The organism is Amycolatopsis sp. NPDC059657 (genome assembly GCF_042734395.1).
GTDB lineage: Bacteria > Actinomycetota > Actinomycetes > Mycobacteriales > Pseudonocardiaceae > Amycolatopsis.
Window position 1 is genome coordinate 1 of record NZ_JBHWEB010000119.1, and the last position, 21,657, is coordinate 21,657.

Annotated in this window: 24 protein-coding genes and 1 rRNA gene; 15 read left to right on the forward strand and 10 right to left on the reverse strand. The window is 67.7% G+C overall.

Annotated features, from left to right (window positions below):
- From rrf to ACFV15_RS39310, 3 genes are all read left to right on the forward strand, one after another.
- Positions 1 to 94: ribosomal RNA gene (gene rrf, locus ACFV15_RS39300) — 5S ribosomal RNA — on the forward strand; the annotation flags it as partial.
- Positions 95 to 684: 590 nt separating this feature from the next.
- A complete protein-coding gene (locus ACFV15_RS39305; protein WP_378357369.1) occupies positions 685 to 1,365 on the forward strand; it encodes a hypothetical protein in 681 nt (226 codons plus the stop codon).
- Positions 1,366 to 1,410: 45 nt separating this feature from the next.
- Positions 1,411 to 2,496: a helix-turn-helix domain-containing protein gene (locus ACFV15_RS39310; RefSeq protein ID WP_378357371.1), complete on the forward strand. Its 1,086-nt coding sequence runs from the start codon at positions 1,411 to 1,413 to the stop codon at positions 2,494 to 2,496.
- On the opposite strand, the gene ACFV15_RS39315 is transcribed toward ACFV15_RS39310, so the two are convergent.
- A complete protein-coding gene (locus tag ACFV15_RS39315; RefSeq protein ID WP_378357373.1) occupies positions 2,493 to 2,813 on the reverse strand; it encodes a nucleotide pyrophosphohydrolase in 321 nt (106 codons plus the stop codon). The two genes, ACFV15_RS39310 and ACFV15_RS39315, sit on opposite strands and share 4 nt — an antisense overlap.
- Before the next feature lie 138 nt (positions 2,814 to 2,951).
- Between ACFV15_RS39315 and ACFV15_RS39320 the strand changes: the two genes are divergently transcribed.
- The 4 genes from ACFV15_RS39320 to ACFV15_RS39335 all read left to right on the forward strand — a co-directional run bounded on the left by ACFV15_RS39320 (position 2,952) and on the right by ACFV15_RS39335 (position 8,302).
- Positions 2,952 to 3,842 (forward strand): nitrate- and nitrite sensing domain-containing protein, encoded by an 891-nt coding sequence (locus tag ACFV15_RS39320; protein ID WP_378357375.1) that lies wholly within the window; start codon positions 2,952 to 2,954, stop codon positions 3,840 to 3,842.
- Positions 3,843 to 3,922: 80 nt separating this feature from the next.
- Positions 3,923 to 5,275 carry a DUF6880 family protein gene (locus tag ACFV15_RS39325; protein ID WP_378357377.1) on the forward strand — a complete coding sequence of 451 codons (1,353 nt, stop codon included), beginning with the start codon at positions 3,923 to 3,925 and terminating at the stop codon, positions 5,273 to 5,275.
- 221 nt (positions 5,276 to 5,496) lie between these two features.
- Positions 5,497 to 6,711, forward strand: coding sequence for an exonuclease domain-containing protein (locus ACFV15_RS39330; protein WP_378357378.1), 1,215 nt, complete (start codon positions 5,497 to 5,499; stop codon positions 6,709 to 6,711).
- A 34-nt stretch (positions 6,712 to 6,745) separates the two neighbouring features.
- Positions 6,746 to 8,302: a hypothetical protein gene (locus ACFV15_RS39335; RefSeq protein WP_378357380.1), complete on the forward strand. Its 1,557-nt coding sequence runs from the start codon at positions 6,746 to 6,748 to the stop codon at positions 8,300 to 8,302.
- A 3-nt stretch (positions 8,303 to 8,305) separates the two neighbouring features.
- Here ACFV15_RS39335 and ACFV15_RS39340 read toward each other — a convergent pair whose 3' ends face one another.
- Complete coding sequence (locus ACFV15_RS39340) at positions 8,306 to 8,449, reverse strand: hypothetical protein (RefSeq protein ID WP_378357416.1); 144 nt, start codon at positions 8,447 to 8,449, stop codon at positions 8,306 to 8,308.
- A gap of 274 nt (positions 8,450 to 8,723) precedes the next feature.
- Complete coding sequence (locus ACFV15_RS39345) at positions 8,724 to 9,128, reverse strand: winged helix-turn-helix transcriptional regulator (RefSeq protein ID WP_378357381.1); 405 nt, start codon at positions 9,126 to 9,128, stop codon at positions 8,724 to 8,726.
- Positions 9,129 to 9,194: 66 nt separating this feature from the next.
- On the opposite strand from ACFV15_RS39345, the gene ACFV15_RS39350 reads away from it, so the two are divergent.
- Entirely contained in the window at positions 9,195 to 10,094 is a 900-nt protein-coding gene (locus ACFV15_RS39350; RefSeq protein WP_378357383.1) for an NADP-dependent oxidoreductase, read from the forward strand.
- Here the strand turns inward: ACFV15_RS39350 and coaA are convergent.
- On the reverse strand, positions 10,091 to 11,023 hold the full coding sequence (gene coaA / locus ACFV15_RS39355; protein ID WP_378357385.1) for a type I pantothenate kinase: 933 nt from the start codon (positions 11,021 to 11,023) through the stop codon (positions 10,091 to 10,093). The two genes, ACFV15_RS39350 and coaA, sit on opposite strands and share 4 nt — an antisense overlap.
- A gap of 105 nt (positions 11,024 to 11,128) precedes the next feature.
- A complete protein-coding gene (locus ACFV15_RS39360) occupies positions 11,129 to 11,734 on the reverse strand; it encodes a macro domain-containing protein (protein ID WP_378357386.1) in 606 nt (201 codons plus the stop codon).
- Positions 11,735 to 11,831: 97 nt separating this feature from the next.
- Between ACFV15_RS39360 and pheA the strand changes: the two genes are divergently transcribed.
- From pheA to ACFV15_RS39375, 3 genes are all read left to right on the forward strand, one after another.
- Complete coding sequence (gene pheA / locus ACFV15_RS39365; RefSeq protein ID WP_378357388.1) at positions 11,832 to 12,743, forward strand: prephenate dehydratase; 912 nt, start codon at positions 11,832 to 11,834, stop codon at positions 12,741 to 12,743.
- A complete protein-coding gene (locus ACFV15_RS39370; protein WP_378357389.1) occupies positions 12,740 to 13,360 on the forward strand; it encodes a histidine phosphatase family protein in 621 nt (206 codons plus the stop codon). Before pheA ends, ACFV15_RS39370 begins: the two co-directional genes overlap by 4 nt.
- 129 nt (positions 13,361 to 13,489) lie before the next feature.
- Positions 13,490 to 14,125: a DUF4232 domain-containing protein gene (locus tag ACFV15_RS39375; protein WP_378357391.1), complete on the forward strand. Its 636-nt coding sequence runs from the start codon at positions 13,490 to 13,492 to the stop codon at positions 14,123 to 14,125.
- Here ACFV15_RS39375 and ACFV15_RS39380 read toward each other — a convergent pair.
- From ACFV15_RS39380 to ACFV15_RS39400, 5 genes are all read right to left on the reverse strand, one after another.
- Complete coding sequence (locus ACFV15_RS39380) at positions 14,122 to 14,553, reverse strand: hypothetical protein (RefSeq protein ID WP_378357393.1); 432 nt, start codon at positions 14,551 to 14,553, stop codon at positions 14,122 to 14,124. The genes ACFV15_RS39375 and ACFV15_RS39380 overlap by 4 nt on opposite strands.
- Before the next feature lie 78 nt (positions 14,554 to 14,631).
- The gene (locus tag ACFV15_RS39385; protein ID WP_378357395.1) at positions 14,632 to 15,882 is read right to left on the reverse strand and encodes an MFS transporter; all 1,251 of its coding nucleotides are present in this window, start codon (positions 15,880 to 15,882) and stop codon (positions 14,632 to 14,634) included.
- A 67-nt stretch (positions 15,883 to 15,949) separates the two neighbouring features.
- Positions 15,950 to 16,924, reverse strand: coding sequence for an SDR family NAD(P)-dependent oxidoreductase (locus ACFV15_RS39390; protein WP_378357396.1), 975 nt, complete (start codon positions 16,922 to 16,924; stop codon positions 15,950 to 15,952).
- Between the two features lie 105 nt (positions 16,925 to 17,029).
- Positions 17,030 to 17,380 (reverse strand): metallopeptidase family protein, encoded by a 351-nt coding sequence (locus tag ACFV15_RS39395; protein ID WP_378357398.1) that lies wholly within the window; start codon positions 17,378 to 17,380, stop codon positions 17,030 to 17,032.
- A 4-nt stretch (positions 17,381 to 17,384) separates the two neighbouring features.
- Complete coding sequence (locus tag ACFV15_RS39400; RefSeq protein ID WP_378357400.1) at positions 17,385 to 18,386, reverse strand: septum formation family protein; 1,002 nt, start codon at positions 18,384 to 18,386, stop codon at positions 17,385 to 17,387.
- Between the two features lie 146 nt (positions 18,387 to 18,532).
- Between ACFV15_RS39400 and ACFV15_RS39405 the strand changes: the two genes are divergently transcribed.
- From ACFV15_RS39405 to ACFV15_RS39420, 4 genes are read left to right on the forward strand one after another with little or no spacing between them, the layout of a single operon-like run.
- A complete protein-coding gene (locus ACFV15_RS39405; protein ID WP_378357401.1) occupies positions 18,533 to 19,087 on the forward strand; it encodes a hypothetical protein in 555 nt (184 codons plus the stop codon).
- The gene (locus ACFV15_RS39410) at positions 19,088 to 20,254 is read left to right on the forward strand and encodes a glutathionylspermidine synthase family protein (RefSeq protein ID WP_378357403.1); all 1,167 of its coding nucleotides are present in this window, start codon (positions 19,088 to 19,090) and stop codon (positions 20,252 to 20,254) included.
- A gap of 45 nt (positions 20,255 to 20,299) precedes the next feature.
- Positions 20,300 to 20,752 carry a DUF350 domain-containing protein gene (locus ACFV15_RS39415; RefSeq protein ID WP_378357404.1) on the forward strand — a complete coding sequence of 151 codons (453 nt, stop codon included), beginning with the start codon at positions 20,300 to 20,302 and terminating at the stop codon, positions 20,750 to 20,752.
- Between the two features lie 16 nt (positions 20,753 to 20,768).
- Positions 20,769 to 21,656, forward strand: a complete 888-nt coding sequence (locus tag ACFV15_RS39420; protein WP_378357405.1) for a haloalkane dehalogenase — start codon at positions 20,769 to 20,771, stop codon at positions 21,654 to 21,656.
- Position 21,657: the final 1 nt, after the last annotated feature.

Genomic DNA, 21,657 nt, shown 5'->3' on the forward strand with positions numbered 1-21,657 from the left:
AACGCCCGGTCCCATTCCGAACCCGGAAGCTAAGCCTGGTAGCGCCGATGGTACTGCAACCGAAGGGTTGTGGGAGAGTAGGACGCCGCCGAACTTACGTTGGAAGAGGCCCGAGGTCTCGGTCGAGAACAGCAATGTTCTCCCGAACCTCGGGCCTTTTTCATACCCCAAAACCAGCCCACCCCACCCCCGGCTTGCCGGGCCGGGCTGGCCAGCCGGAGCCCGGCCGGAAGCCGGTGCGGGAACCGCGGACACGCGTACCCAGCCCGCGGACACGCGTGCAGGGAACGCGGACACGCGTACACAGCGAGCAAGCCACCACCCGAAGATCAACTCACTCACCGCGCGCGCGAACTTGCTCCCCGCGCACGCCAACCTGCCTCCCGTGCACGCGAACTTGCTCCCCGGGCACGCGAACCTGCCCGTCCCGCACACCTGTTCGCCGCTTCCGCGCGACACGCCGGCCACCGACCCCGCACGCGTCGTCCATCCATGAACGCGCGTCGTCCGGCTGTGCACGCATCCCGTCCGGCCAGGGACGGTCCCGACGCTCAGGGCTCGCGAGCCGACCGCTCGGGCACCCGTGTCCCACCTTGGGCGGGGGCGACACGCCGATGTCTGACTTATGAGATCGGCACCGCATTCGCGGTAGGGTTGTCATAACCGTTGTGGAGGGGGAAGCCGATGTCCGCGTTGCCTGGCGAGCTGCTGCCCGACTTCGTTTCTGACGCCTATCACGGGATTCCCGTGGTCGATGCCGGGTTGGCGAGGCTCGGGCTTCGGCGGGAAGACCTCTACGTCGCCGTCCGCAAGGGCGTCGAGGAACGCGGGCTGGTCACCGAGTTCGATCCGAGCACCGCGGACGGACTGCGCGACTGGATGGCCAGGGTGCGCGAGCTGCGCCGGCTTTATCACCGCAAGGGGTGGACGCCGGAGAACCGGGCCAACGCCCCGTTCATGGTGAGCCCGGATGGGGACATCTACGTCGGGGTCATGCAGGGCAACGAGCACACCGGCAATCCGGACGGCAGGCTGGAGAGCTACCACGAGATCGGGGCGGTCAACGCGAACCTGACCGCGCACAACGACCTCGTCGGTATGGCGATTCCGGGTATCGACGAATACCTCGGGCTCGACAAGGCGGAGGTCGCCAAGACCTGGTTCGTCGTCACGCGGTACGAAGAGGACAAGAGCGGGGAGCGGCGGGTGCACATCGAGGTGTCGCAGCCGGCGCCGACGAGCCAGGGGCAGAAGATCACCTCGTGGGCGAAGCGGTTGTGCCTGGCGCCGATCGGATTCAAGCCGGTGGTGCGGGTGGATTCCCCGGTCAGGGAAGGATCGCTCGTCACCGTTGAGATGCGCTGACCCCGACGCGCGGCGGCGGAGCAGGCGAACAACAATGGCGGGATCATGGTTACCCCCGAGCGGATCACGCTGGCCCGTAAGCGGCGCAGCCTCACCGTTGCCGAGTTGGCGCGGCGGCTGGACGTCAGCGCGCAGAGCGTGACCAACTACGAGCGTGGCAGGCAGCAACCCAGTAGCGGGACGCTGCGCCGACTGGCCTTGGTGCTTGGCTTTCCCGAGGCCTTCTTCGTGGCGCCTCCCGGCGAAGAGGTGCCTGAGGCGGCCGTTGCCTTCCGGGCGCGGAGCAAGCTGAGCTTGGGGAAGCGGGCGTCGGCGGTGAGTGCCGGGGTGCTGGCGGTCGAGTTCAACACCTGGCTCGAGGAGACTTTCCGGTTGCCTGAACCGGATCTGCCCACCCTCGACCACCCGGATCCCGAGACCGCCGCGGAGATGACGCGTGCGAGGTGGGGACTCGGGAACGAGCCGATCCCGAATGTCATTCACCTGCTCGAAGCCCATGGCGTGCGGGTGTTCTCGCTGGCGACCGAGCATTCGGAGGTCGACGCCTTCTCCTTCTGGCAGGCGAGTACGCCCTTCGTCTTCCTGAACACAGGCAAGACGCCGGAACGCAGCCGGTTCGACGCCGCGCACGAACTCGGGCACCTTGTCATGCATGCCGGGGCACGGGAGTCGCGCGGACCCGAGGCGGAACAGCAGGCCAACGCGTTCGCCGGCGCCTTCTTGATGCCGGAGTCGAGCGTGCGCGCGCGGATGCCGCAGGCGCCGTTGATCGACCAGATCCTTGAGGGCAAACAGATCTGGCGGGTTTCCGCGCTCGCGCTCACCTACCGGCTGCACGAGCTCGACATGCTCAGCGACTGGCAATACCGATCGGCGTGCGTTGAGCTGAGCAGGCTCGGTTACCGCAAGGGCGAGCCGGACGGGATTCCCGGCGAGACCTCGCAACTGCTGACCAAGGTCTTCGCCGCGCTCAGGGAAAACGGCAAGAGCGTGCGTGACGTCGCCGCCGAACTGCGGCTCGGGTCGCATGACCTTTCCGGGATGATGTTCGGGCTTGTCGTCACCGCCGTCTCGACGCGGCATCGGCCGCAGCCTTCACCGCCGGGGCGGCCGCGGCTGACCGTCGTTTAGCGCTCCAGGGCTGGGAAACGCAGTTCGTTGCGGTCGATCTTGGCGTTGGCGGCGGCGAAGAGGTCGAGGCCGAGTACATCGGCCAGGCGCACCAGATACAAGGTCACGTCGGCGATCTCGTCGAGGACGTTGGCTTCCAGCGCGGGGTCGTTGCGCCAGGCCTTGGCTTCGTCCGGGGTGAGCCATTGGAACAGCGACGTCAGTTCGCCCACCTCGCCGGACAAGGCCATGACCAGGTTCTTTGGCGTGTGGTACGGCTCCCAGTCGCGGGCGGCGGCGAAGTCGCGCAGGCGCTGGATGAGGTCTTCGAGGGTCACCCGGCCAGTATGGCGAACTCGGACGGTGACGGTCACCCAGAGCAAACGGCCGTATGGCGGACACCCGTTGACGTGCAAATTGCAGATTGCATAGCGTGAGTACCGGTCGGGGCCGCTCATGGAAGGAGCTGGGCCGACTTGAGGTATGCCGAGACGCTGCGTAGCCGGGTGACGGTGCTGGTGCCTACCGTTGCCTTGGTGTTCGTCGCCATTGTGGTCGCGGGATTGCTCATCCGGCAGGCCGCGCTGGTGCGGAACTTCGCCGAGCAGGGTGTGCGTGCGGCGAGTGAGGCGTCGCGATTCATTACGGCGCAACAGGAGTCGCGGTCTGTGGCGGTCAGGGCCGGACGGTCGGCCGCCGAGTTCAACCAGGCCATCGATGGGGCGATCACCAAGCTCGAAGGGTTCGCGCGGGATGCGCCGGACGCGCGGCTGGCCGTTGAACAGGAGACGGCCGTGCAGTTGCTGCGGGCCACCGAGGGGATGTTCCGTACCGATCTGCTGGCGGCGGCCGGGTCGGTGTCCGTGCGGGGAAACCGGGAATATGCCTCGCAAATCGGTACCTACCATGCGAATCTCGAAGCGGCAGGCGGGAAGCTCAGCGCGCATGGAACCGAGCTCTATACCGATCTGATCGGCAGTGAGAGCTGGAGCCGGGTGACCGCCGTCGAGTACGCGCTGGTCACCGGGGGCTCGCCGCCGATCGCCGATGCCGACTGGCGGGCGGCGGCGCGGGATGTCGGTGATCGGCTTTCCGCCTTGTATGTGCAGCAAAGTACGTATGCGACTCAGCTTGCCGTCGACAGTGGACGGCGCACGCTGACCGGGGCGCTCGCCGCGGGGGCGGCGATTTTGATCTTGGCTGGACTGGTGTTCTGCCTGGCGACACAGCTGACCGGGCGGATGCGGGGGCCGGTGTTGCGGGCGCCCGCGGCGCCGCTTTCGTTACGGACCGTGCGATCGTCGACGGTGGCTCCGCCAGACAATCGCACCATGCAAGCCGTGCTGGAGGGGCTTCGTCAGCGGTGACTTTCCGTAGCATATTAGGCCGAAAAGACTACGCGGTTGGCCCACACGCTCGGTTGCGGCGGTGCGGCAAAATGGCCGAGATGAGTTCGACGACGGATCTGCGCGGGTATTTGCGCACCTTGGACGCGGAAACGCTGATCGAGCTCCTCCATGCCCAAGCCGGCCGGGATCCCGAGCTGCGGCGTGCGCTCGAGCTGAAGGCGGGCACGCAGGGTGGCGATGTCGCCGAGGCGCATCGGCTGCTCGACACCGCGGCCGTCGGCGGCAGTTTCGAGTACGCGACCAAGGTCGGGTCCGTATTGGACACTTTGCAGCGCCTGCTCGACGCGGGCAGCCGCGCCGACCTGGCGCCGCTCGCCAGGCGCACGGTCGACGACATCAGCCGGGTGCTGGAGCAGATCGACGACTACTCGGGTGTGGTCTATGACGAGCTCGAACGGGCCGTCGATCTCTACGCGCGTGCGTGCGTGGCGCATCCGCCGGACGTGAACGGGCTCGCTGACTGGATCTTGCGTATCGAGTTCGGTGACCGCGACTGGCCGGAGATCGAGCTCGCCGACTTCGCGCAGGCGTTGGGCGACAAGGGCATCGCCCGTATCAAGTCCACTGTGGACAAGATGATCGCCGACGGTGTCGACGATCATCGGCTGGCGACGGCCGAGCGGCTCAGGGAGGACATCGCCGAGATCTCGGGCGATGTCGACGCGCTCGTCGCCATCCTCTCGGCGAAACCGCCGAGGCTGGACATCAGCCTCAAGATCGTCAGGGTGCTGCGCGGCGCCGGGCGGCACGCCGAGGCCATCGCGCACGCGGCCAAGGCGCTCGCCCACGACAAGGGACCCGCGCGGGCTCCGGTGGTCGACGAGCTGGCCGGCGCGTACCAGGAAGCAGGGCAGGTCGACGAGGCGCTCACCTTGCGTCGCACCGAGTTCGACCGCAAACCGTCGCACGCCGCCTACCTGGCCCTACGCGAGGCGGCGATCGAGCGTGGACAGTGGCCGTCGCAGAAGCGGGCCGCGCTGTCGTTGCTGCGGGAGCGGGCCGACGAGGACGCGGCCATCGCCGACGAGCTGGTCCGCGTGCTGCTGACCGAGGAACGGCCGGATGAGGCCTGGCGGGTGTCGACCCGGTACGGCGGGTCGCTCGAACTGCGGCTGGAACTCGCCGAACTGCGCGAACAAGATCATCCGGTCGAAGTGATCCCGGTTTACAAGATTCATGTCGACGAATTGATCGCGCACAAAGATCCTTTTTACTACCGGGAAGCGGCCAAGCAGCTGCGGAAACTCCGGACTTTGCACAAACGGGCGGACAGTGCTGAGGAATTCAGCTCGTACCTGGCCGATCTGGTGGAAACTCACAAACGTAAGACCCGTTTGATCGCCGAGGTCCGCAACGCGAGAATCGCGCTGCCCAAGGTGGTTCGGGCGTAACTTCCAGCAGGGTCCCGTCGTTATCCCCATCGAGCTCGTCCCGCGATTAAGCCGGGGCGACGGCCGATTCGGGATCCCTGCTCGAATCCAGGCGACCGCGCCCGCCTGAAAACCGTCGCCCCGGCATTTGCGTTGTCCGGCGAGTCCTCCCGAAAAATGCCGATCGGATACGGCAAGCTGTCACGTGCTTTCGTTACGTGACAACGTGTGGAGGACTCAGCATGGCGGGATACGCCGTCGTCGACCTCGAAACGACCGGGCTTGATTCCACCCGCCGGGATCGCATTGTCGAATTGTCCGTGGTGCACGTTTCGCCGACCGGGGAGATCACCGGCCAGTGGGAAACGCTGGTCAACCCGCGCCGTGACCTCGGGCCGCAGCGCATCCACCGCGTGACGGCGGCACAGATCCTGCGCGCGCCGACGTTCGACCTGGTCGCGGGCGAGCTTGCCCGGCTGCTGGCCGGCCGGGTCGTGGTCGCGCACAACCTCCGCTTCGACGGCGGCTTCCTCGCTTCCGAGTACGCGCGTCACGGCTACCGCGTCCCGCTCGGGCCACATGTCGGCATGTGCACGATGCAGCTTGGCCAGCGCTATCTGCCCGGCGCGGGACGCAGCCTGGCCGACTGCTGTGCCGCCTTCGGCATCACCATCGAGGACGCGCACCGTGCCAGCGCCGACGCGTTCGCCACCGCGCGGCTGCTCGGCGGCTACCTGCGCATGGATCCCGAAGGACCGCGCTGGCGGCAGGAACTCGAACTCGCCGGTGAGCATCCGTGGCCCGCGTTCTTCGGGGACGAGGCGCCGTGGATGGCCAGGGAACACGCCGAAGCCCGTGACGAGCACTTCCTCGCCAGGCTGGTGGAGAACCTGCCGACCACGCACACCGACGGCGAGCAGACGGCCTACCTCGCTTCACTCGATCAGGCACTCTTGGACCGGCACATCTCCGTCGCCGAGGCCGACGCGCTGGTCACCATCGCCGCCGAACTCGGCATCGACCGGATCTCCGCGACCGGTCTGCACCGCGCCTATCTCGGCCAGCTGGCGACCGCCGCGCTCGTCGACGGCCGCGTCACCGACGCCGAGCTGGCCGATCTCCGCCAGGTCGGTGACCTGCTCGGACTCACCGTCTACGACGTCGACCAGGCACTGCGTGACGCCCCGCGCGGCCGTCCGCCGGTGGTCGACCGGTTCGTGCTCGAACGCGGGGACCGGGTCGTGTTCACCGGCGAGATGAGCCAGCCGCGTCCCGACTGGGAGCAGCGCGCGCTCGACGCCGGCCTCAACGTCCACCCCGCTGTCACGAAGAAGGTGAAACTCCTGGTCGCGGCCGATCCCGACACGCTGTCCGGCAAGGGCAGGAAGGCCAGGGACTACGGCATTCCGGTGATCACCGAGGACGCGTTCGCCGGCATGCTCGATCGGGGTCTTTGACGGTGCCGGAATCCGCGATGGAAGCATGTGCGGCATGAGCCCGGTGAGTCGTGTGCGCAAGAGGGTTTCCGAGCCCGAGCCGCAGAGTGTGAACGGTCTTTTCAAGGACATCCTCAAGGACTTCGCGTCCGTCGGCACCGAGCCGGACCCGCTGGAAGTCGAGCTGCTGACCTCCGAGGTGACCGGGCAGTGGTGGGACTTCCCGCTCGAGGAGGACGAGTCGCCGCTCGGCCTGGAGCTGATCGGCTTCGCGAGCCGCAAGATCACCCCCGGCGCCGCCGCGCTGCTGGCCGCGCTCAAGGTGCTCGGCGAGACCGAGGAAGAGCGCGAGGAGGCCGCGTCCGCACTGGAAACCGTGCTGGGCCGCGGTATCCCGGCCCCCGACTGGGCGGACACGCTCGGCGAGGTCACGCTCGGCGAGTGCGTCGCGAGCCGTGACGTCTACGGCGACGAGACCTCGCTGCTGTGCACCTTCAGCTACGGCGAGGCCAAGCACGGCCTGCTCGCGCTGCTGGACTTCACCGACGGCGGCCGGGTGCGCGACGTCGTCGTGGTCGACTCGCCCGACGAGGTGCTCGCCGACATGCGCAAGCAGGCGGCCGAGGACAGCGACCTGGTTTCGATCGTCGACATCGAGCCTGCGCGGGCGCATCAGCTGCTCGCCGACGGTTTCGCGACCACGGACGCGATCGAAGAGCCCGACGTCAGCGAGGACTTCGCCCGGTTCCGCACGCTCGCGCTGGCACGGCTGCGTGCCTTCCCCGAGCCCGCCGAGTCGCCCGATCTGCAGGAACTGACCGACGAGGCGCGCGACGAGGTCGTCGCCGGGTTCCTCGCGGCGGAGCACGAGGTCGAGGACAACGAGGCGACTCGCGCGGTGGCGCGGCTGCTCGTCGACTACGGCTGCGAGTACGAGCCCGTCAACCCGCTGCGGGTCGGGCCGGAGAAGCTCGCGCGGTTCCTCGAGACGCTGCTGGACGGCGAGTTCGAGCTCGACGAAGAGCACGAGCCGGTGCTCGGCGACGTGCTGCTCGCCTGGGCGGGCTGGGGCGCCGACCGCGCCGGTGTGCCGGACGCCGCCAAGCTGGCGCTGCTCAGCGCGGTCGCGGACTACCTGGAGGAGTTCGGGCAGGACGACGACTCGGCCGCCGACGTCTACCTCGACGGCACCGAGGAGTTCGACAGCGCCGAGGAGCTGGCCGCGACCATCGAGCGCCGCATGTTCGCCATCCCGTCGGTGTACGCCGAGATCGGCGACGAGGAACTCGAGCTGGAGCCCACCGACCCCGAGCAGCGCAGGCTGCTGGTGATCGGCGAGCACCCCGAGTACCACGAGGCATTGGCGGCCGAGGAGTTCGACGGCGAGCCGCGGATGCAGCTCGCGCTGAAGACGGCCGTGGTGGATCAGCTCTGGGACAACGAGCCTGCCGAGGTCTGGGCGGCGGCGTCGAGGCTCTCCGAAAGCGGGGCGGAGCGCGACGACGTGCTCGAGCGGCTGATCGAGGTGCTGGCGAAGCAGCTTCAGCCCGCTGGGACCGACGAGCTGGCCTTCGACCTCGACGAGTACCGCAAGGCACTCACCCAGATGTGACGGCTAACCGACCGGCGGACTGGCCTCCCTGACATCGGCGGCCTTCCGCCGTCGGTCACCGAACGCATCGTCGAGGTCGACGACGAAGGTGCCCAGCGCCATGGCGACCAACAACGCCATGCCGAGCAGCGCACCGATCCAAGTCATGATGAGTGAAAACATTTCTGGCCTCCCCGCAGGTCAGGAGTGGTGTGAACTGACTTAAGCGTGGCTCCCGTCAACCCCTACTGGTATCGGCCAAGCGGTTACAGCTGCGCAGCGTTGCTCGGCCGATCGGCCGACACCCCCGGCACCGAGTGGTCGCGGTCAGCGACCGAGACCGGTCGGAACCGATGCCACTCACCGGGACGGCCTAGTCCGGCTCTTCAAGGCTGTTACGAACGCCCTGATGGATGTTCTGACGTTCCATCAGGGGCGTTCGTTACGACGGGTCCGGCCGTGCGTCGAAAGTGGCCCGCGAGTCGAGGATCTCGGGAACGTGGTGCTCCGACCATTCGCCGATCGCGTTGAGTAGTTTTCCGGCGTCGATGCCGAGCGCGGTGAGCGTGTATTCGACCCGCGGCGGGACGGTCGGATAGACCTTTCGCGCGGCGAGACCGTCGCGCTCGAGCGCGCGCAATGTCTGCGTGAGCATCTTCTGGGTGATCCCGGTCAGCCTGCGGCGGAGTTCGTTGAACCGCATCGGGCCGCCGTGCTGGCGCAGAGCCGAGACCACGAGCAGGGTCCATTTGTTGGCCAGTACGTCGAGCACGGTCCGCGCGGGGCAATCGTCGAGGTACGAATCCACCCAGCTCTTGTCGGGCTGCAGGTGGCGGACGGTATCCATGAGGTACCTGGATATCAAAAAGGTGCCTTCTTCACAAGGGTGACCATCGCACCGAGTATTGACCTCATGAAGATGCGAGCGGTCAGTCAGTCGGTTTTCGGTGGTCCGGAGGTGCTGGAGATGGTCGAGGTCGACCGTCCGGCGCCGGGTGACGGCGAGGTTGTGGTCAAGGTGCACGCGGTCGCGGTCAACCCGGCGGATTGGCGGCTGCGGTCCGGTCAGATCCGGTACTTCGGGGAGCCGCCGTTCACGCTCGGCTGCGACGTCTCGGGCGTCGTCGCAGCGACCGGGCCTGGCGCGGACAAGTTCGAGGCGGGCGACGAGGTCTTCGGGATGTTGCTGTCGCCCGCCGGTGCCTACGCCGAGTACGTGGTGCTCGCGCAGGATTCGCTGACGCGCAAACCGAAAAGCCTTGATCACGTGCACGCCGCCGCGTTGCCGGTCGCCGCGCTGACGGCTTGGCAGGGCCTCGCGAAGCTGCGATCGGGTGATCGCGTGCTCATTCAGGCGGCGGCAGGCGGAGTCGGCCACCTGGCCGTCCAGTTCGCGCGCGAACGCGGCGCCACGGTCATCGGCACGGCGCGGGCCGCCAAGCACGAGTTCCTCCGCGACCTGGGTGCCGACCAGCTGATCGACTACACGACCGAGGACTTCACCAAGATCGAGCCGGTGGACGTCGTGCTGGACCTGGTCGGCGGCGACGTGGCGCAGCCGTCACTCGAATTGGTGAAACCGGGCGGGGTTTTCGTCGACGCGCTCGGCTCCGACCAGCTCGCGGCGCAGCCCGGCTACTTCCGGCTGTACTGCGAGGCGAACGGCGACGAGCTGGCGAAGATCGCCGAGCTGGTCGACGCGGGCACGGTCAAGGTCCACGTCGAGAAGGTGTTGCCGCTGGACAAGGTCGCCGAGGCGCACCGGCTGGTCGAAACCGGCCGGACCACGGGCAAGATCGTGCTGACGCCCTAGAGCTTGCGCAGGCGGACCCGGTTGATCGAGTGGTCGCAGTCCTTGCGCAGCACGAGCGTCGCGCGCGGCCTGGTGGGCTTGATGTTGTCCACCAGGTTCGGCTCGTTGATCGTGCGCCAGAGATGCCGTGCTTCGGCGCGGGCTTCGTCGTCCGGCAGGCCCGCGAAGTGGTGGAAGTGCGAGGCCGGGTCCGCGAACGCGGTGTGCCGCAGCTTGAGGAACCGCTCGATGTACCAGCGCTCGATGTCGGCGCTGTTCGCGTCGACATAGATCGAGAAGTCGAACAGGTCGGAGACGGTCAGGCGCGGGCCGGGCTGCAGCACGTTCAAGCCCTCGATGATGAGGATGTCCGGCCGCTGCACGACCTGCTCCTGATCAGGGAGGATGTCGTACGCCATGTGCGAGTACACCGGCGCGCTGACCCGCTCGGCACCCGACTTCACGTCGGTCACGAAGCGCAGCAGCGCGCGGCGGTCGTAGCTCTCCGGGAAACCCTTGCGGTGCATGATCCCGCGCCGCATCAGCTCGGCGCGCGGGTACAGGAACCCGTCGGTGGTGACCAGGTCGACGCGGGGATGGTCCGGCCAGCGGGCCAGCAGCGTGCGCAGGATGCGCGCGGTGGTCGACTTGCCGACCGCGACGCTTCCGGCGATGCCGATCACGTACGGGACCTTGGTGTCCTTGCTGTCTTCGCCGAGGAACGTGGTGGTCGCCTCGTACAGGCGCTGCCTGGCGGCGACCTGCAGATTGATCAGCCGGGAAAGGGGGAGGTAGACCTCGGCCACCTCGGCCAGGTCGACCTGCTCACCGAGGCCGCGCAGGCGCAGCAGCTCATCGGCTGTCAGTGGTAGCGGGGTCGAGCTACGCAGCTCGCGCCACTGTTCACGGTGAAGCTCCACGTACGGGCTGAGCTCACGTACCCGCGGCATGCGCATCTCCTGCCGTTTGCGTACAACTGCGTAACGCCATACCAACGGTAGGCCAGACGGCGCGCAAACGCGCTGTGATGTAGTCCACCCCTTATACGGGTGGCGTCAGCGGGCGGAAAAGACCTCTTCCCAGGCGGCCGCTACTTGGCGTGCGCAGGTCTGGGGTGCGACGCCCCCGACGCCGGTACCCAAACCGGGCATCGCGATGGTATCGACGGCCTGGCGTACCTCAAGTCCCTGCTCGAGCTGGCCGTCTCGCCATTTCAGGAAGACCGCGCGCGCCGCAAGATAGGGGTGCACGGTGTCGTCCGGCAGCCGCTCTCCCGGCTGGCGCATGGTCGGCGCGCTGATGAGCCACGCAGGCGCCGTTTCGCCTGTGGGAACGACCACAGCCTCGCCGACCGGCAGCTCGCCGCCGTGAAAATGCAGCACCGCGCTGCGGACGTTCTGCTCGACACCGGGATAGGCACGCGCGTAGACCGCGTCGATGCCGCCGCGCATCCAGCCGAGCGAGTTGGCTGGGCTGACCACGGCCTGTGCGACGACGTCGAGCACCGACCCGCGGTGTACCCGGACAGATCCGTCCACTGTGTCCAGTACGGACTCCCAGGCGCGGGCTAACGGTTCATCGACGGCGCACAGCACCAGCTCCGGAGTCCGGGAGAAAAGCCGCTGCTCCCGGCCGGTGTGTGTGCCCGATTCGGCGGTCACGGCTCCAGCATGTCAAAAAACGCCACCGCTGGTAACCGTTTGGGCTACCGGCTGTCCGAGTGAAAGTGCCCACTGTGGTTGTGACTAGCCTGGCGGTGTGTCACGGATCGCCTATTTCGGCCCACAGGGAACGTTCACCGAGCAGGCCGCGCGCGCACTCGCCGCGGCAGGCGACGAACTCGTGCCGGCGGTGACCATCCGCGCCGCGCTCGCGATGGTCCGCGAAGGCGCGGCCGACGGCGCCTGCGTGCCGGTGGAGAACTCGGTCGAAGGCGCGATCACGCCGACGCTCGACGGGCTCAACGAAGGTTCCCCGCTGGTCGCCGTGGCCGAGTGGCTGCTTCCGGTGCACTTCAGCATCCTGGTTCGGCCCGGCACGACCGAGGTCAAGACCGTCGCCAGCTACCCGCCCGCGCTGTCGCAGGTGCGGCTCTGGCTGGAGGAGAACCTGCCGGACGCGCGGCAGGTCGCGACCTCGTCGACCGCCGCGGCCGCCGTCGCGGTGGACGCGGGTGAGGTCGACGCCGCGGTCTGCGCGCCGGTCGCCGCCGAGCACTACCCGCTCGAGGTGCTGGCCACCGGGGTCGCCGACCTGCGTGACGCGCAGACCAGGTTCCTGTTGTTCAAGCAGCCGGGTGAGATCCCGGCGCCGACCGGCGCCGACCGGACGTCGATCATCGCGTCCACTCCGAACCGCACAGGCACGCTCGCCGAACTGCTCACCGAGCTGGCCTTCCGTGGTATCAACCTGACCAAATTGGACGCCAGGCCGACCCGGAACAACTTCGGCGAGTACCACTTTTTCATCGACTTCGAAGGCCACATCGCGGAGCCGCGGATCGGGGACGCACTGGCGGCGCTGCGCCGCCGCTGCTCCAACGTCCGCTTCCTCGGCTCGCATCCGCGCGCCGACGGCGTCGAGGCCACTGTCCAGCCGGACGCGGGCAACGAGGACTTCAATCAGGCGGCCCACTGGGTCGAGGCCGTCCGCAAGGGAGATCTGGCGTGAGGCTGTTCCTGATCAGGCACGGGCAGACCATCGGCAACGTGCGCGGCGCGCTCGACACGCAGCTGCCGGGCCCGCCGCTCACCGAGCTCGGTCAGGAGCAGGCCAACGCGCTGGTCGACACCCTGCGCGAGGAGCCGATCGTCGCGGTCTACGCGTCACAGGCCGTCCGCGCGCGGCAGACCGCCGCGCCGCTGGCCGCCGCGCTCGGCCACGAGGTCCAGGTGATCGACGGCGTCAAGGAGGTCGCCGCCGGTGAGCTCGAAGGCGCGACCGACCCCGAGTCGACCCACCTGTACCTGCAGGTCGCGCACAGCTGGCTCCAGGGCGACCTCGGCGTGCGGATGCCGGGCGGCGAGAGCGGCGAAGAAGTCCAGTCGCGGATGCTCACGGCCATCGGCGACCTGCGCGCGAAGCACGAGGAGACCGACCCCGAAGGCATCATCGTGCTGGTCAGCCATGGCGCCGCGATGCGGCTGACCGGCGAATGGCTGGCGGCCAACGTCCGGCCGGAGATCGCCGACAAGGGCTTCATCCCGAACACCGGCATCATCGTGTTCGAGACGGTCGCCGACGGTGGCTGGCACTGTCACAGCTGGGCTGGTCTCCCGCTCGACTAGCACGCATCCGCATGGACGATTACTTTTCCTGCGGTGGGGAATTCACCAGGTAGAGGGAACAGGTGCAACCCGGACACGGGCTGGACGTCTATCCAGTAGTTCCTCACCAGCACAGGGAGGCGAAAGACCATGGTGCGAAACCAAGTCACGCGCGTCGGGGTGATCGCGGGTTCGGTGGCGATGGCCGCCGTGCTCGCCGCATGCGGGAACAGTCCGTCCAACAACACGGCCACGCCGCCGTCGTCCAATCCGGTTCCACCCTCCTCGTCGTCGTCGGAAACTCCGCAGAGTCCCGCCGAGCCGACGTCGACCGTGCAGCAGGCCGCGCCCAAGCCGGATGACGGGCTCTGCAAGTCCAAAGACGTGCAGCTCAGCCTCGGTACGGGGGACGGGGCCGCGGGCACGGTGTATCGGCCGCTGCTGATCAAGAACGTCAGCGGGAAGCCGTGCACGATCCAGGGCTTCCCCGGCATCTCCTACGTCGCGGGCGCCGACGGCCACCAGGTCGGCAAGGACGCCTTCCGCGACGGCACCAAGGGCGAGGCCATTAACCTCGCGAACGGGCAGTCGGCCGCCGCCGACATCGGGTTCGTGCAGGTGCGCAACTACGACTCTGCGGTCTGCCGTCCGACCGAGGTCAAGGGACTGCGCGTCTACCTGCCGCAGGAAACCGCGTCGAACTTCGTCGCGGCGCCGGGAACCGGTTGTGCCGGCAAGGAAATCCCCGGTAACCAGCTGACCGTGAAAACCGTGCACAAGGCCTAAATTCGTGCGCAGATCTGCTTGGCCTGCTCCAAATGCCTGTGCCCGGCGGTCTCGTTGAAATGGAGGCTGATCACCATGCGGCTCACCGCGTCGACATGGTTGGACAGCTCCTGGTAGTTCTTGTTCGCCTCGGCCGCGGCGGCCGCCAGTTCGCGCGCCGCCGTGACCTGGTGAACGAGCCCTGGTGCGAGCAAACCCGTCTGCGAACGGCTGATGGTCACCGGCAGTTCGCCCATCCGGTCCAGGGTTTCGCAGGCGGCCTTGGCGTCGTCGACCGCGCCCGCGCTCGCCGCGGAGGCTCCCCACAGCACGGCGAGAATTCCGCTGCCGATCACGAAACCGATTACTCCGGCCAAAACCAATGGTCTTCGGGAAGCTGGAACCTCATCCGGAGCCACGTCGGTCTCCGGAGCGGCGGCAACGTCCATGGTGCGCCTCCCTGCTGCAGGGTCGGCTGATATTTCAGCACCAAAACGCCCGTAATTCATCGGGCCGATCGCACTAATTCACGGTTGTGCGCAGGCTGTTACCGGACGGACGTCCAGCGAAAACGTCCGTAACGCCGTTGCGGAGAACGCGCCGATGCCGATCAGCAGCACCCCGGAGACCAGGAAGGTCGCGCTCGACGTGCCGAGCGCGCGGGTCAGCAGCCCGCCGAGCAGCGCGCCGACCGGCACCGCTCCCCAGGCGACCGTGCGCCAGACGCCGAGCACGCGGCCGAGGAACTCGCTGGGCACCAAGGAATGCCGGACGGTGCCGAGCACGACGTTGACCGCCACGATCGCCGCCGCGAACAGGCCGAACAACGTCGCCGACACCACGGGCTGGGTGATCAGGCCCATCCCGCCGATGCCGAGTCCGCAGCAGACGATCCCGCTGCTCAGCACCGAGCCGCGGCTGGTCCGCTTGATCAGTTTCGGTGCCACGGCGGCACCGATGAGCCCACCGACGCCGCCGATGAGCGCGAAGAAGCCGAAGGTCGCTTCGCTCAGCTGTGCGTCTTCGAGCGCGTAGAGCACGAGTTGTGCTTGCGCCAGCTCGGAAGTGAGGCTGACCAGCCCGGCGATGACCACCAGCCGCAGCATCAGCCGATGCCGCACGAGCCAGCCGATGCCCTCCGCGAGATCCGCGCGCAGCCGGGTCGGCTCGGCGCTCGGCGTTGGATTTTTGGCGCGGTACGAGCCGGCGAGCGCGATCAGAAGTCCCGCCGACAGTGCGAAACCCGCCGAGTTGAGCAGGAACGGGAAGACCGCGAACAACGCGAACGTCGCGCTGCCGATCGGTCCGCCGAGGAACGTCTGCCCGACGATCTCGCAGGCCTGGAGCTTGCTGTTGGCGCTCTCCAGCCGGTCGTGGTCGACGACCGCCGGGATGAGCACGTTGGCCGCGCTGTCGGCGATGGTCTCCGCGGTCCCGATCAGCAACGCCGCCACGTAGACGACCGCGATCGTCACGCCGCCGGTGTAGACGAGCACCGCCATCGCGCCGACGACCACGGCACGCGCGAGGTTCGCGTAGATCATCGCCTTGCGGCGGTCGATCCGGTCCACCAGCGCGCCCGCGACCAGCGCGAACAACAGCCACGGCAGGAACTGCGTCGCCGACAGTCCGGCGATGAGCACGGGGTCGCGGGTCAGCGTGGCCGCGAGCAAGGGGAACGCCACTTTGCCGATGCCATCGCCGAGATTGGAGACCGCGCTCGACGACAGCAACCAAAGAAGTCTTCGGTCTGCCCCTGAGCTCACGGCTTCGCTCATTGTGCCTCCCCAGCACGAGTCGGAGTCGTTCACTGACTGTGCGTTAGAGGCTACCGCAGAATGTCTCTCAGAGTGGTTGAGTCTTCACTACGAGTTCCCGATCATGCTTCGGCGGTGGTTTCCTCGCAGAAAGCCCACAAACTCGCGCGCTGGGCTGCGGATTCCTTAGTCCACGGGAAGTAGTGCGCCGGCCGGGGTGCCCGATCGTGCCAGAACAGCCCGGTTTCCCGTGCGGCTTCCGGTGCGGATGCCAGCCACACCACGGTGTCGGCGCCCTCGTCGGCGTCCCGCAGCAGTGGTCCCATGACGGTCGCGAACCCGGGAAGCGAGTCGCTGACACCCGGCGTCGCCGCCAGCCCGGATGCATGCTGTGGACGGTGATCCCGTCACCCTTGAGCCGTTCGGCCCACTGGCTCGCGAGCACGACCTGCATCCGTTTTGTCCGGGAATAGGCGGTCGCGCCGCGGTACTTTCCTTGGCGGAACTGAGGATCTTGGTCGTAGAGCTTCTGGCTGTACATCCCGCCCGAGCTGACGAAGATGACCCGGCCTTTCGCCCTGATCAGCGCGGGCACCAGCATGCCGGTCAGCAGAAACGGCCCGAGCACATGAGTGGCGAGCGTGACTTCGTTGCCCTCACTGGTCTCCTGCCTGCTCGGCAGCAGCACCCCGGCGTTGTGGACGAGTACGTCGAGCGTGTCGTGCCTGGCCACGAACTCGGCCGCGAACTCCCTGACGGTGTCCACAAGGGACATATCGCAGAGTTCGACGTGGAGTTCGGCATCGGGAAACCGTTCGGCCAGCTCTTCTTTGGCTTGTTGCCCCTTGACGAGATCTCTGACTCCCAAGTGAACGGTCGCCCCGAGCTCCGCGAACTTCGTCGCGGCCGCTCGCCCCAGTCCACTGTTCGCGCCGGTGACCAGCACGCGCTTGCCGCGCATGCCCTGCAGCGGCGCCCAGCCCTTGCTGCGCAGGCGATAGCCGAGCTTGGTGTAACCCGGGACGAGCGTCCGGTCGGCCAGGGTGTCCAGAAGCTTGAGCATCGCCCCACCCTGTCATCCAGGGCTCCCCCAAGCGAGGTCTTGGCCCCAATGTGGCATTCGTCAGCTTCTAGGGACCGAAGGACGCATTGGGGATTTCGCGCCGGGTCAGCCCCAGCCGAGTTCGTGCAGGCGGGCGTCGTCGATGCCGAAGTGGTGCCCGATCTCGTGCAGCACCGTGATCAGGATTTCCTCGACGACCTCGTCCTCGGATTCGCACATGCCGAGGATGGGTTCGCGGTAGATGGAGATGCGGTCCGGCAGCACGCCGCCGTAGTCCGTGCGGCGCTCGGTCAGCGCGATTCCGTGGTACAGCCCCAAGATCGACGGTTCCTCGGCGTTGAACTCCTCGACCAGCACGACGACGTTGTCCATCGCGCGTGCGAAGTCGGGTGGGAGCTCGTCGAGTGCCTCGGACACCAGTTCCTCGAAACGGTGTCGCGTCATCTCCACGGGCATCGGGTCAGCCGCCGCTGGTCGGCGTCGGGGAAGCCGAGGCGGAGTCGGACGGCGGCGGTGCGTCGCCCTGCGGGCCGGCCTTGACGCTGCCGGTGACCGCCGCGAGGCCGCTGCCGTCTTCGAGTTTCGCGGCGACCTTGCAGTTGACCAGCGTCGAGCCCGCGTCCCAGCTTTCCGTCTCGCGGGTGTCCCAGGTGAGGATGAGCTTCTTGTCGCCGAGGTCGGCGCCGCCGGTGTACTCGCCGGCTGCCTTGGTGCACTCGGTGTCCAACCAGGTCTTCTGGTTGTCCTGCGACGGGTAGCTGTCCGGGAACTTCGTCTTCAGGTCGAGCTTGGCGATGATCTCGTACGAGTGCTCACGCGCGCAGTCGACCGGGTCGCCTGGGCCCTTGCCGGCGAGGCCGAGGCAGATGCCCGGCTCCCAGACCAGCGACTGCTGCTGGTCCTTCGCCGAGCCGGTCAGCGGCTGCAGCCCGCCGCCGGGACCTGTCCACTGCAGACCGCAGCGGAGCTGGCGGTTGCCCGCCGCCCACTGCGCCGCCGTCGGGCGCAGGATGTTGACCGTGAACTTGCCGTACGGGTCCAGCGGCTTGCCGAGGTAGTTCTTCGCGTTGCCCGTGCAGTGCTCCTGGGCGATGCGCTCCCACAGCGAGATGTCCGGGGTCGGCACACCCTTCGGGTACTGGCCGCCGATGTCCTCGACGCTGGTGACCTCGAACAGGTGCGACTCGGCGCACGGCACGATGTGGACGTCGGCGGCGTCCTTCTGCTTCCAGTTGAGGCAACTGCCCGCCGGAGACTTGAACGCCTCCTCCGCGGCTGGCGACAGCTTGCCGCCGCCTGGCCCTGTCCCGCTGCCGCCGGTGGCGTCATCGGTCCACGAGAAAGCGACACTGAGCCCGAGTGCGATCAGCGCGCCGACGAACGCACCCGCCATGACCAGGCGAGTACGCACCGCTTCGAGCGCGATCCTCGGGGAACGAAACCGTCCAGGCTCTTGAGACATCTACTCCATGATGCCCGCGTTGCTCGCACATCGCGCGAGCCGGGTGACTAGTGTTGATGTGACTTCATGCGATTTGGGAGCGTTCGATGACGGATGACCAGAGCTACGGGGGACAGCAACCGCCAGAACCACCTCGGCGGGGGTCCATGCGTTTTCAGGACGAGAACACTCAGGTGCGGCCGCCGACCCTCGGTGAGCAGCGCGCCCGCCAGCAGGCGCTCGCCCAGGAACAGCAGAACGAGCAGGAGATTCAGGTCGCCGAGGGCAAGTCGGCGACCAAGCGGAAGATCCTGATCGGCTCCGGTGTGACGGTGGGCCTGGTCGGGCTGATCGCGACCTTCTACACGGTCGCCGCGCCGCAGGGCACCACGACGGCCGTCTGCACCGACAAGAACGGCATCGTCCAGGACGACAACGACTGTGACGAGACGTACGTGTCGAGTCACAACGGCTATCACTCCGGTGGCTTCTTCTTCATCCCGATCCCCGGCGGTGGCGGTTACAACCAGTACCGCTACAACTACGGCGGGCAGGGGCTCGTCGGCCAGCCGGTGCGCGGTGGCTCGTTCGACCCGCCGTCCGGTCGCACGACCGTGAACACCAAGTCCGGCAAGACCGTCCAGCGCGGCGGGTTCGGCATCAGCGGTAAGAGCAGCAGTGGCGGAACCAGCGGCACCAGTGGCAAGAGCGGGGGCTCGTAAGTGCGTAGGGATTCCAGTACCCCTCGGCGGGACTGGCAGCGGATCGTCGAAGAACAGGGCCTGATTTTCGGCACTCCCGCGCGCTATGGCACCGGGCAGGCCCGGCCGTACTGGGACGAGTCGGTCCACTATGTCTTCGAGATGGACGAGATCCTCTCGGTCGAGGCGGACGTCGAGGTGCTGCACTCGATGTGCCTCGACGCGGTCGAGCACGTCGTGCTGACCGAGCGCTACCGCGACTTCGGCATCCCCGAGTGGGTGTGGCCGCACATCGCGGAGTCGTGGCGGCGCCAGGACCCGCACACCTACGGCCGGTTCGATCTGCGCTACGACGGCAAGAGCCCGGCGAAGCTGCTGGAGTACAACGCCGACACGCCGACGTCGCTGCTCGAGGCGGCCGTCGTGCAGTGGCACTGGAAGACCGACGTCTTCCCCGAGGACGACCAGTGGAACTCCATCCACGAGAAGCTGGTCGAGCGCTGGGGCGAGGTCGGCGAGCGGCTGCCGTCGAAGGAGCTGCACTTCACCTGGTCGACAGCGGACCCGACCGGCGAGGACCACGTCACCACGGCGTACCTGCAGGAGACCGCGGCCGAGGCCGGGCTCGACACGGTCGGTCTCGCGATCGAGGAGCTCGGCTGGGACCCCGTGCTGCGGCGGTTCGTCGACCTCGAAGAGGCGCCGATCAACACGGTGGTGAAGCTCTACCCGTGGGAGTGGCTGGTCGAGGAGGAGTTCGGCAAGTTCGCCGTCGAATCCATCCCGGCGACGCTCTGGGTCGAGCCGCTGTGGAAGATGCTGCTGTCAAACAAGGCGCTGCTGGCGATCCTCTGGGAGAACTACCCGGGGCACCCGAACCTGCTGCCCGCGTTCCTCGACGACCCCGGCCTGCTCACCGAGTACGTGCGCAAGCCGAAGCTGGGCCGCGAAGGCGCCAACGTCTCGATCGTGGCCCCTGGCTACGAGACGCAGACCGGCGGCGTCTACGGCGCGGAAGGCTTCGTCTACCAGGCGTTCGACCCGCTGCCGGAGTTCAACGGCTTCCGGCCCGCGCTCGGCGCCTGGGTGGTCGGCGACAACGCCGCCGGCCTGGGCATCAGGGAAACAGCTGGTCTCGTTACCGACGACGGTGCCGCATTTGTCCCACATAGGATCCCCGAGTCGTGATACAAGCATCACCGTCCACTTGAGACCTGAATACCTGGAGACCCTGTGCAGACCACCCTCGCGTTGTCGGAGAACTTCGGTGGAAACCTCGTCCGGGGGATCGGCGCGATCCTGCTCTACGGCGTGGTCGGGCTGATTTTGATGTTCGCCGGGTTCTGGGCGATCGACTGGACCACACCGGGCAAGCTCGCGAAGCTGATCACCCGAGGCCTGCCGAACGCGGTCATCGTGACCGCGTCCGGGATGCTGTCGATGGCCTTCATCATCGTGGTGGCCATCGCGAACTCGGCCAGCGACCTGACCGAGGGCCTGATCACCTCGCTCGTCTACGGCCTGATCGGGATCGTCGTCCAGGTGCTCGCGGTGCGGCTGCTCGAGTGGGCGACCCGCATCGACGTCGGCTCGACGATCGAGAGCGAGACGTTCGCGCCAGCCAGCATCGTCGTGGCCGCCGTGCACATCGCGCTCGGTCTCGTGGTGGCCGTCGCCATCTCCTGACGCTACCGTCGGGTAGGTGAAACTTCTCCGCACGCCGGACGACCGGTTCACCGACCTGACCGACTTTCCGTACGACCCGCACTACGCCGATCTCTCGGACGGAGTGCGGGTCGCTTACGTTGAGGCCGGCGAGGGCCCGCCGGTGCTGCTGCTGCACGGCGAACCGAGCTGGTCCTACCTCTACCGCACGATGATCCCGGTGCTGGCCGCCGCCGGGTTCCGCGCCATCGCGCCGGATCTCGTCGGCTTCGGGCGGTCCGACAAGCCCGTGTCGAAGGGCGACCACAGCTACGCGCGGCACGTCGGCTGGATGCGTGAGCTGGCGTTCGACGTGCTCGACCTGCGTGACGTGACCATGGTCGGCCAGGACTGGGGCGGGCTGATCGGGCTGCGCCTGGTCGCCGAGAACGCCGACCGGTTCGCCGCGGTCGTCGCCGCCAACACCGGGCTGCCGACCGGCGACACACGGATGCCGGACGTCTGGTGGTCGTTCCGCGAAGCCGTCGAGAAGGCGCCGGTGCTCGACATCGGCCGGTTCGTCCAGTCCGGCTGCCGGACGCGGCTGGCTCCCGAGGTGCTGGCCGCCTACAACGCTCCGTTCCCGAACGAGACGTTCAAATCCGGCCCGCGCGCGATGCCCGGCCTGGTGCCGAACAGTCCCGACGACCCGGCGTCCGAGGCGAACCGCGCCGCCTGGGCCATGCTGACCAAGCTGGATTTGCCGTTCCTGTGCGCGTTTTCGGACAGCGACCCGATCACCGGGCCGATGTCGCCGATCCTGCAGCGGACCATGCCGGGCGCCGAGGGCCGTGACCATCCGGTCATCGTGAACGCCGGGCACTTCCTCCAAGAAGACGCTGGTGTCGCCCTTGCCGAGGCGGTCGTGCGCTTCCGAGTAACCTAGC

Bases quoted from the DNA above. Each gene is read 5' to 3' on its own strand.
- ACFV15_RS39405 (WP_378357401.1), top strand. From the start codon at position 18,533: ATGCGTTTTCAGGACGAGAACACTCAGGTGCGGCCGCCGACCCTCGGT.
- ACFV15_RS39310 (WP_378357371.1), top strand. From the start codon at position 1,411: ATGGTTACCCCCGAGCGGATCACGCTGGCCCGTAAGCGGCGCAGCCTC.
- ACFV15_RS39385 (WP_378357395.1), bottom strand. From the start codon at position 15,882: ATGAGCGAAGCCGTGAGCTCAGGGGCAGACCGAAGACTTCTTTGGTTG.
- ACFV15_RS39345 (WP_378357381.1), bottom strand. From the start codon at position 9,128: ATGGATACCGTCCGCCACCTGCAGCCCGACAAGAGCTGGGTGGATTCG.
- ACFV15_RS39395 (WP_378357398.1), bottom strand. From the start codon at position 17,380: ATGCCCGTGGAGATGACGCGACACCGTTTCGAGGAACTGGTGTCCGAG.
- ACFV15_RS39330 (WP_378357378.1), top strand. From the start codon at position 5,497: ATGGCGGGATACGCCGTCGTCGACCTCGAAACGACCGGGCTTGATTCC.
- coaA (WP_378357385.1), bottom strand. From the start codon at position 11,023: ATGCCGCGGGTACGTGAGCTCAGCCCGTACGTGGAGCTTCACCGTGAA.
- ACFV15_RS39350 (WP_378357383.1), top strand. From the start codon at position 9,195: ATGAAGATGCGAGCGGTCAGTCAGTCGGTTTTCGGTGGTCCGGAGGTG.
- ACFV15_RS39340 (WP_378357416.1), bottom strand. From the start codon at position 8,449: ATGACTTGGATCGGTGCGCTGCTCGGCATGGCGTTGTTGGTCGCCATG.
- ACFV15_RS39335 (WP_378357380.1), top strand. From the start codon at position 6,746: ATGAGCCCGGTGAGTCGTGTGCGCAAGAGGGTTTCCGAGCCCGAGCCG.
- ACFV15_RS39390 (WP_378357396.1), bottom strand. From the start codon at position 16,924: ATGCTCAAGCTTCTGGACACCCTGGCCGACCGGACGCTCGTCCCGGGT.
- ACFV15_RS39380 (WP_378357393.1), bottom strand. From the start codon at position 14,553: ATGGACGTTGCCGCCGCTCCGGAGACCGACGTGGCTCCGGATGAGGTT.
- ACFV15_RS39375 (WP_378357391.1), top strand. From the start codon at position 13,490: ATGGTGCGAAACCAAGTCACGCGCGTCGGGGTGATCGCGGGTTCGGTG.
- ACFV15_RS39305 (WP_378357369.1), top strand. From the start codon at position 685: ATGTCCGCGTTGCCTGGCGAGCTGCTGCCCGACTTCGTTTCTGACGCC.
- ACFV15_RS39400 (WP_378357400.1), bottom strand. From the start codon at position 18,386: ATGTCTCAAGAGCCTGGACGGTTTCGTTCCCCGAGGATCGCGCTCGAA.
- ACFV15_RS39325 (WP_378357377.1), top strand. From the start codon at position 3,923: ATGAGTTCGACGACGGATCTGCGCGGGTATTTGCGCACCTTGGACGCG.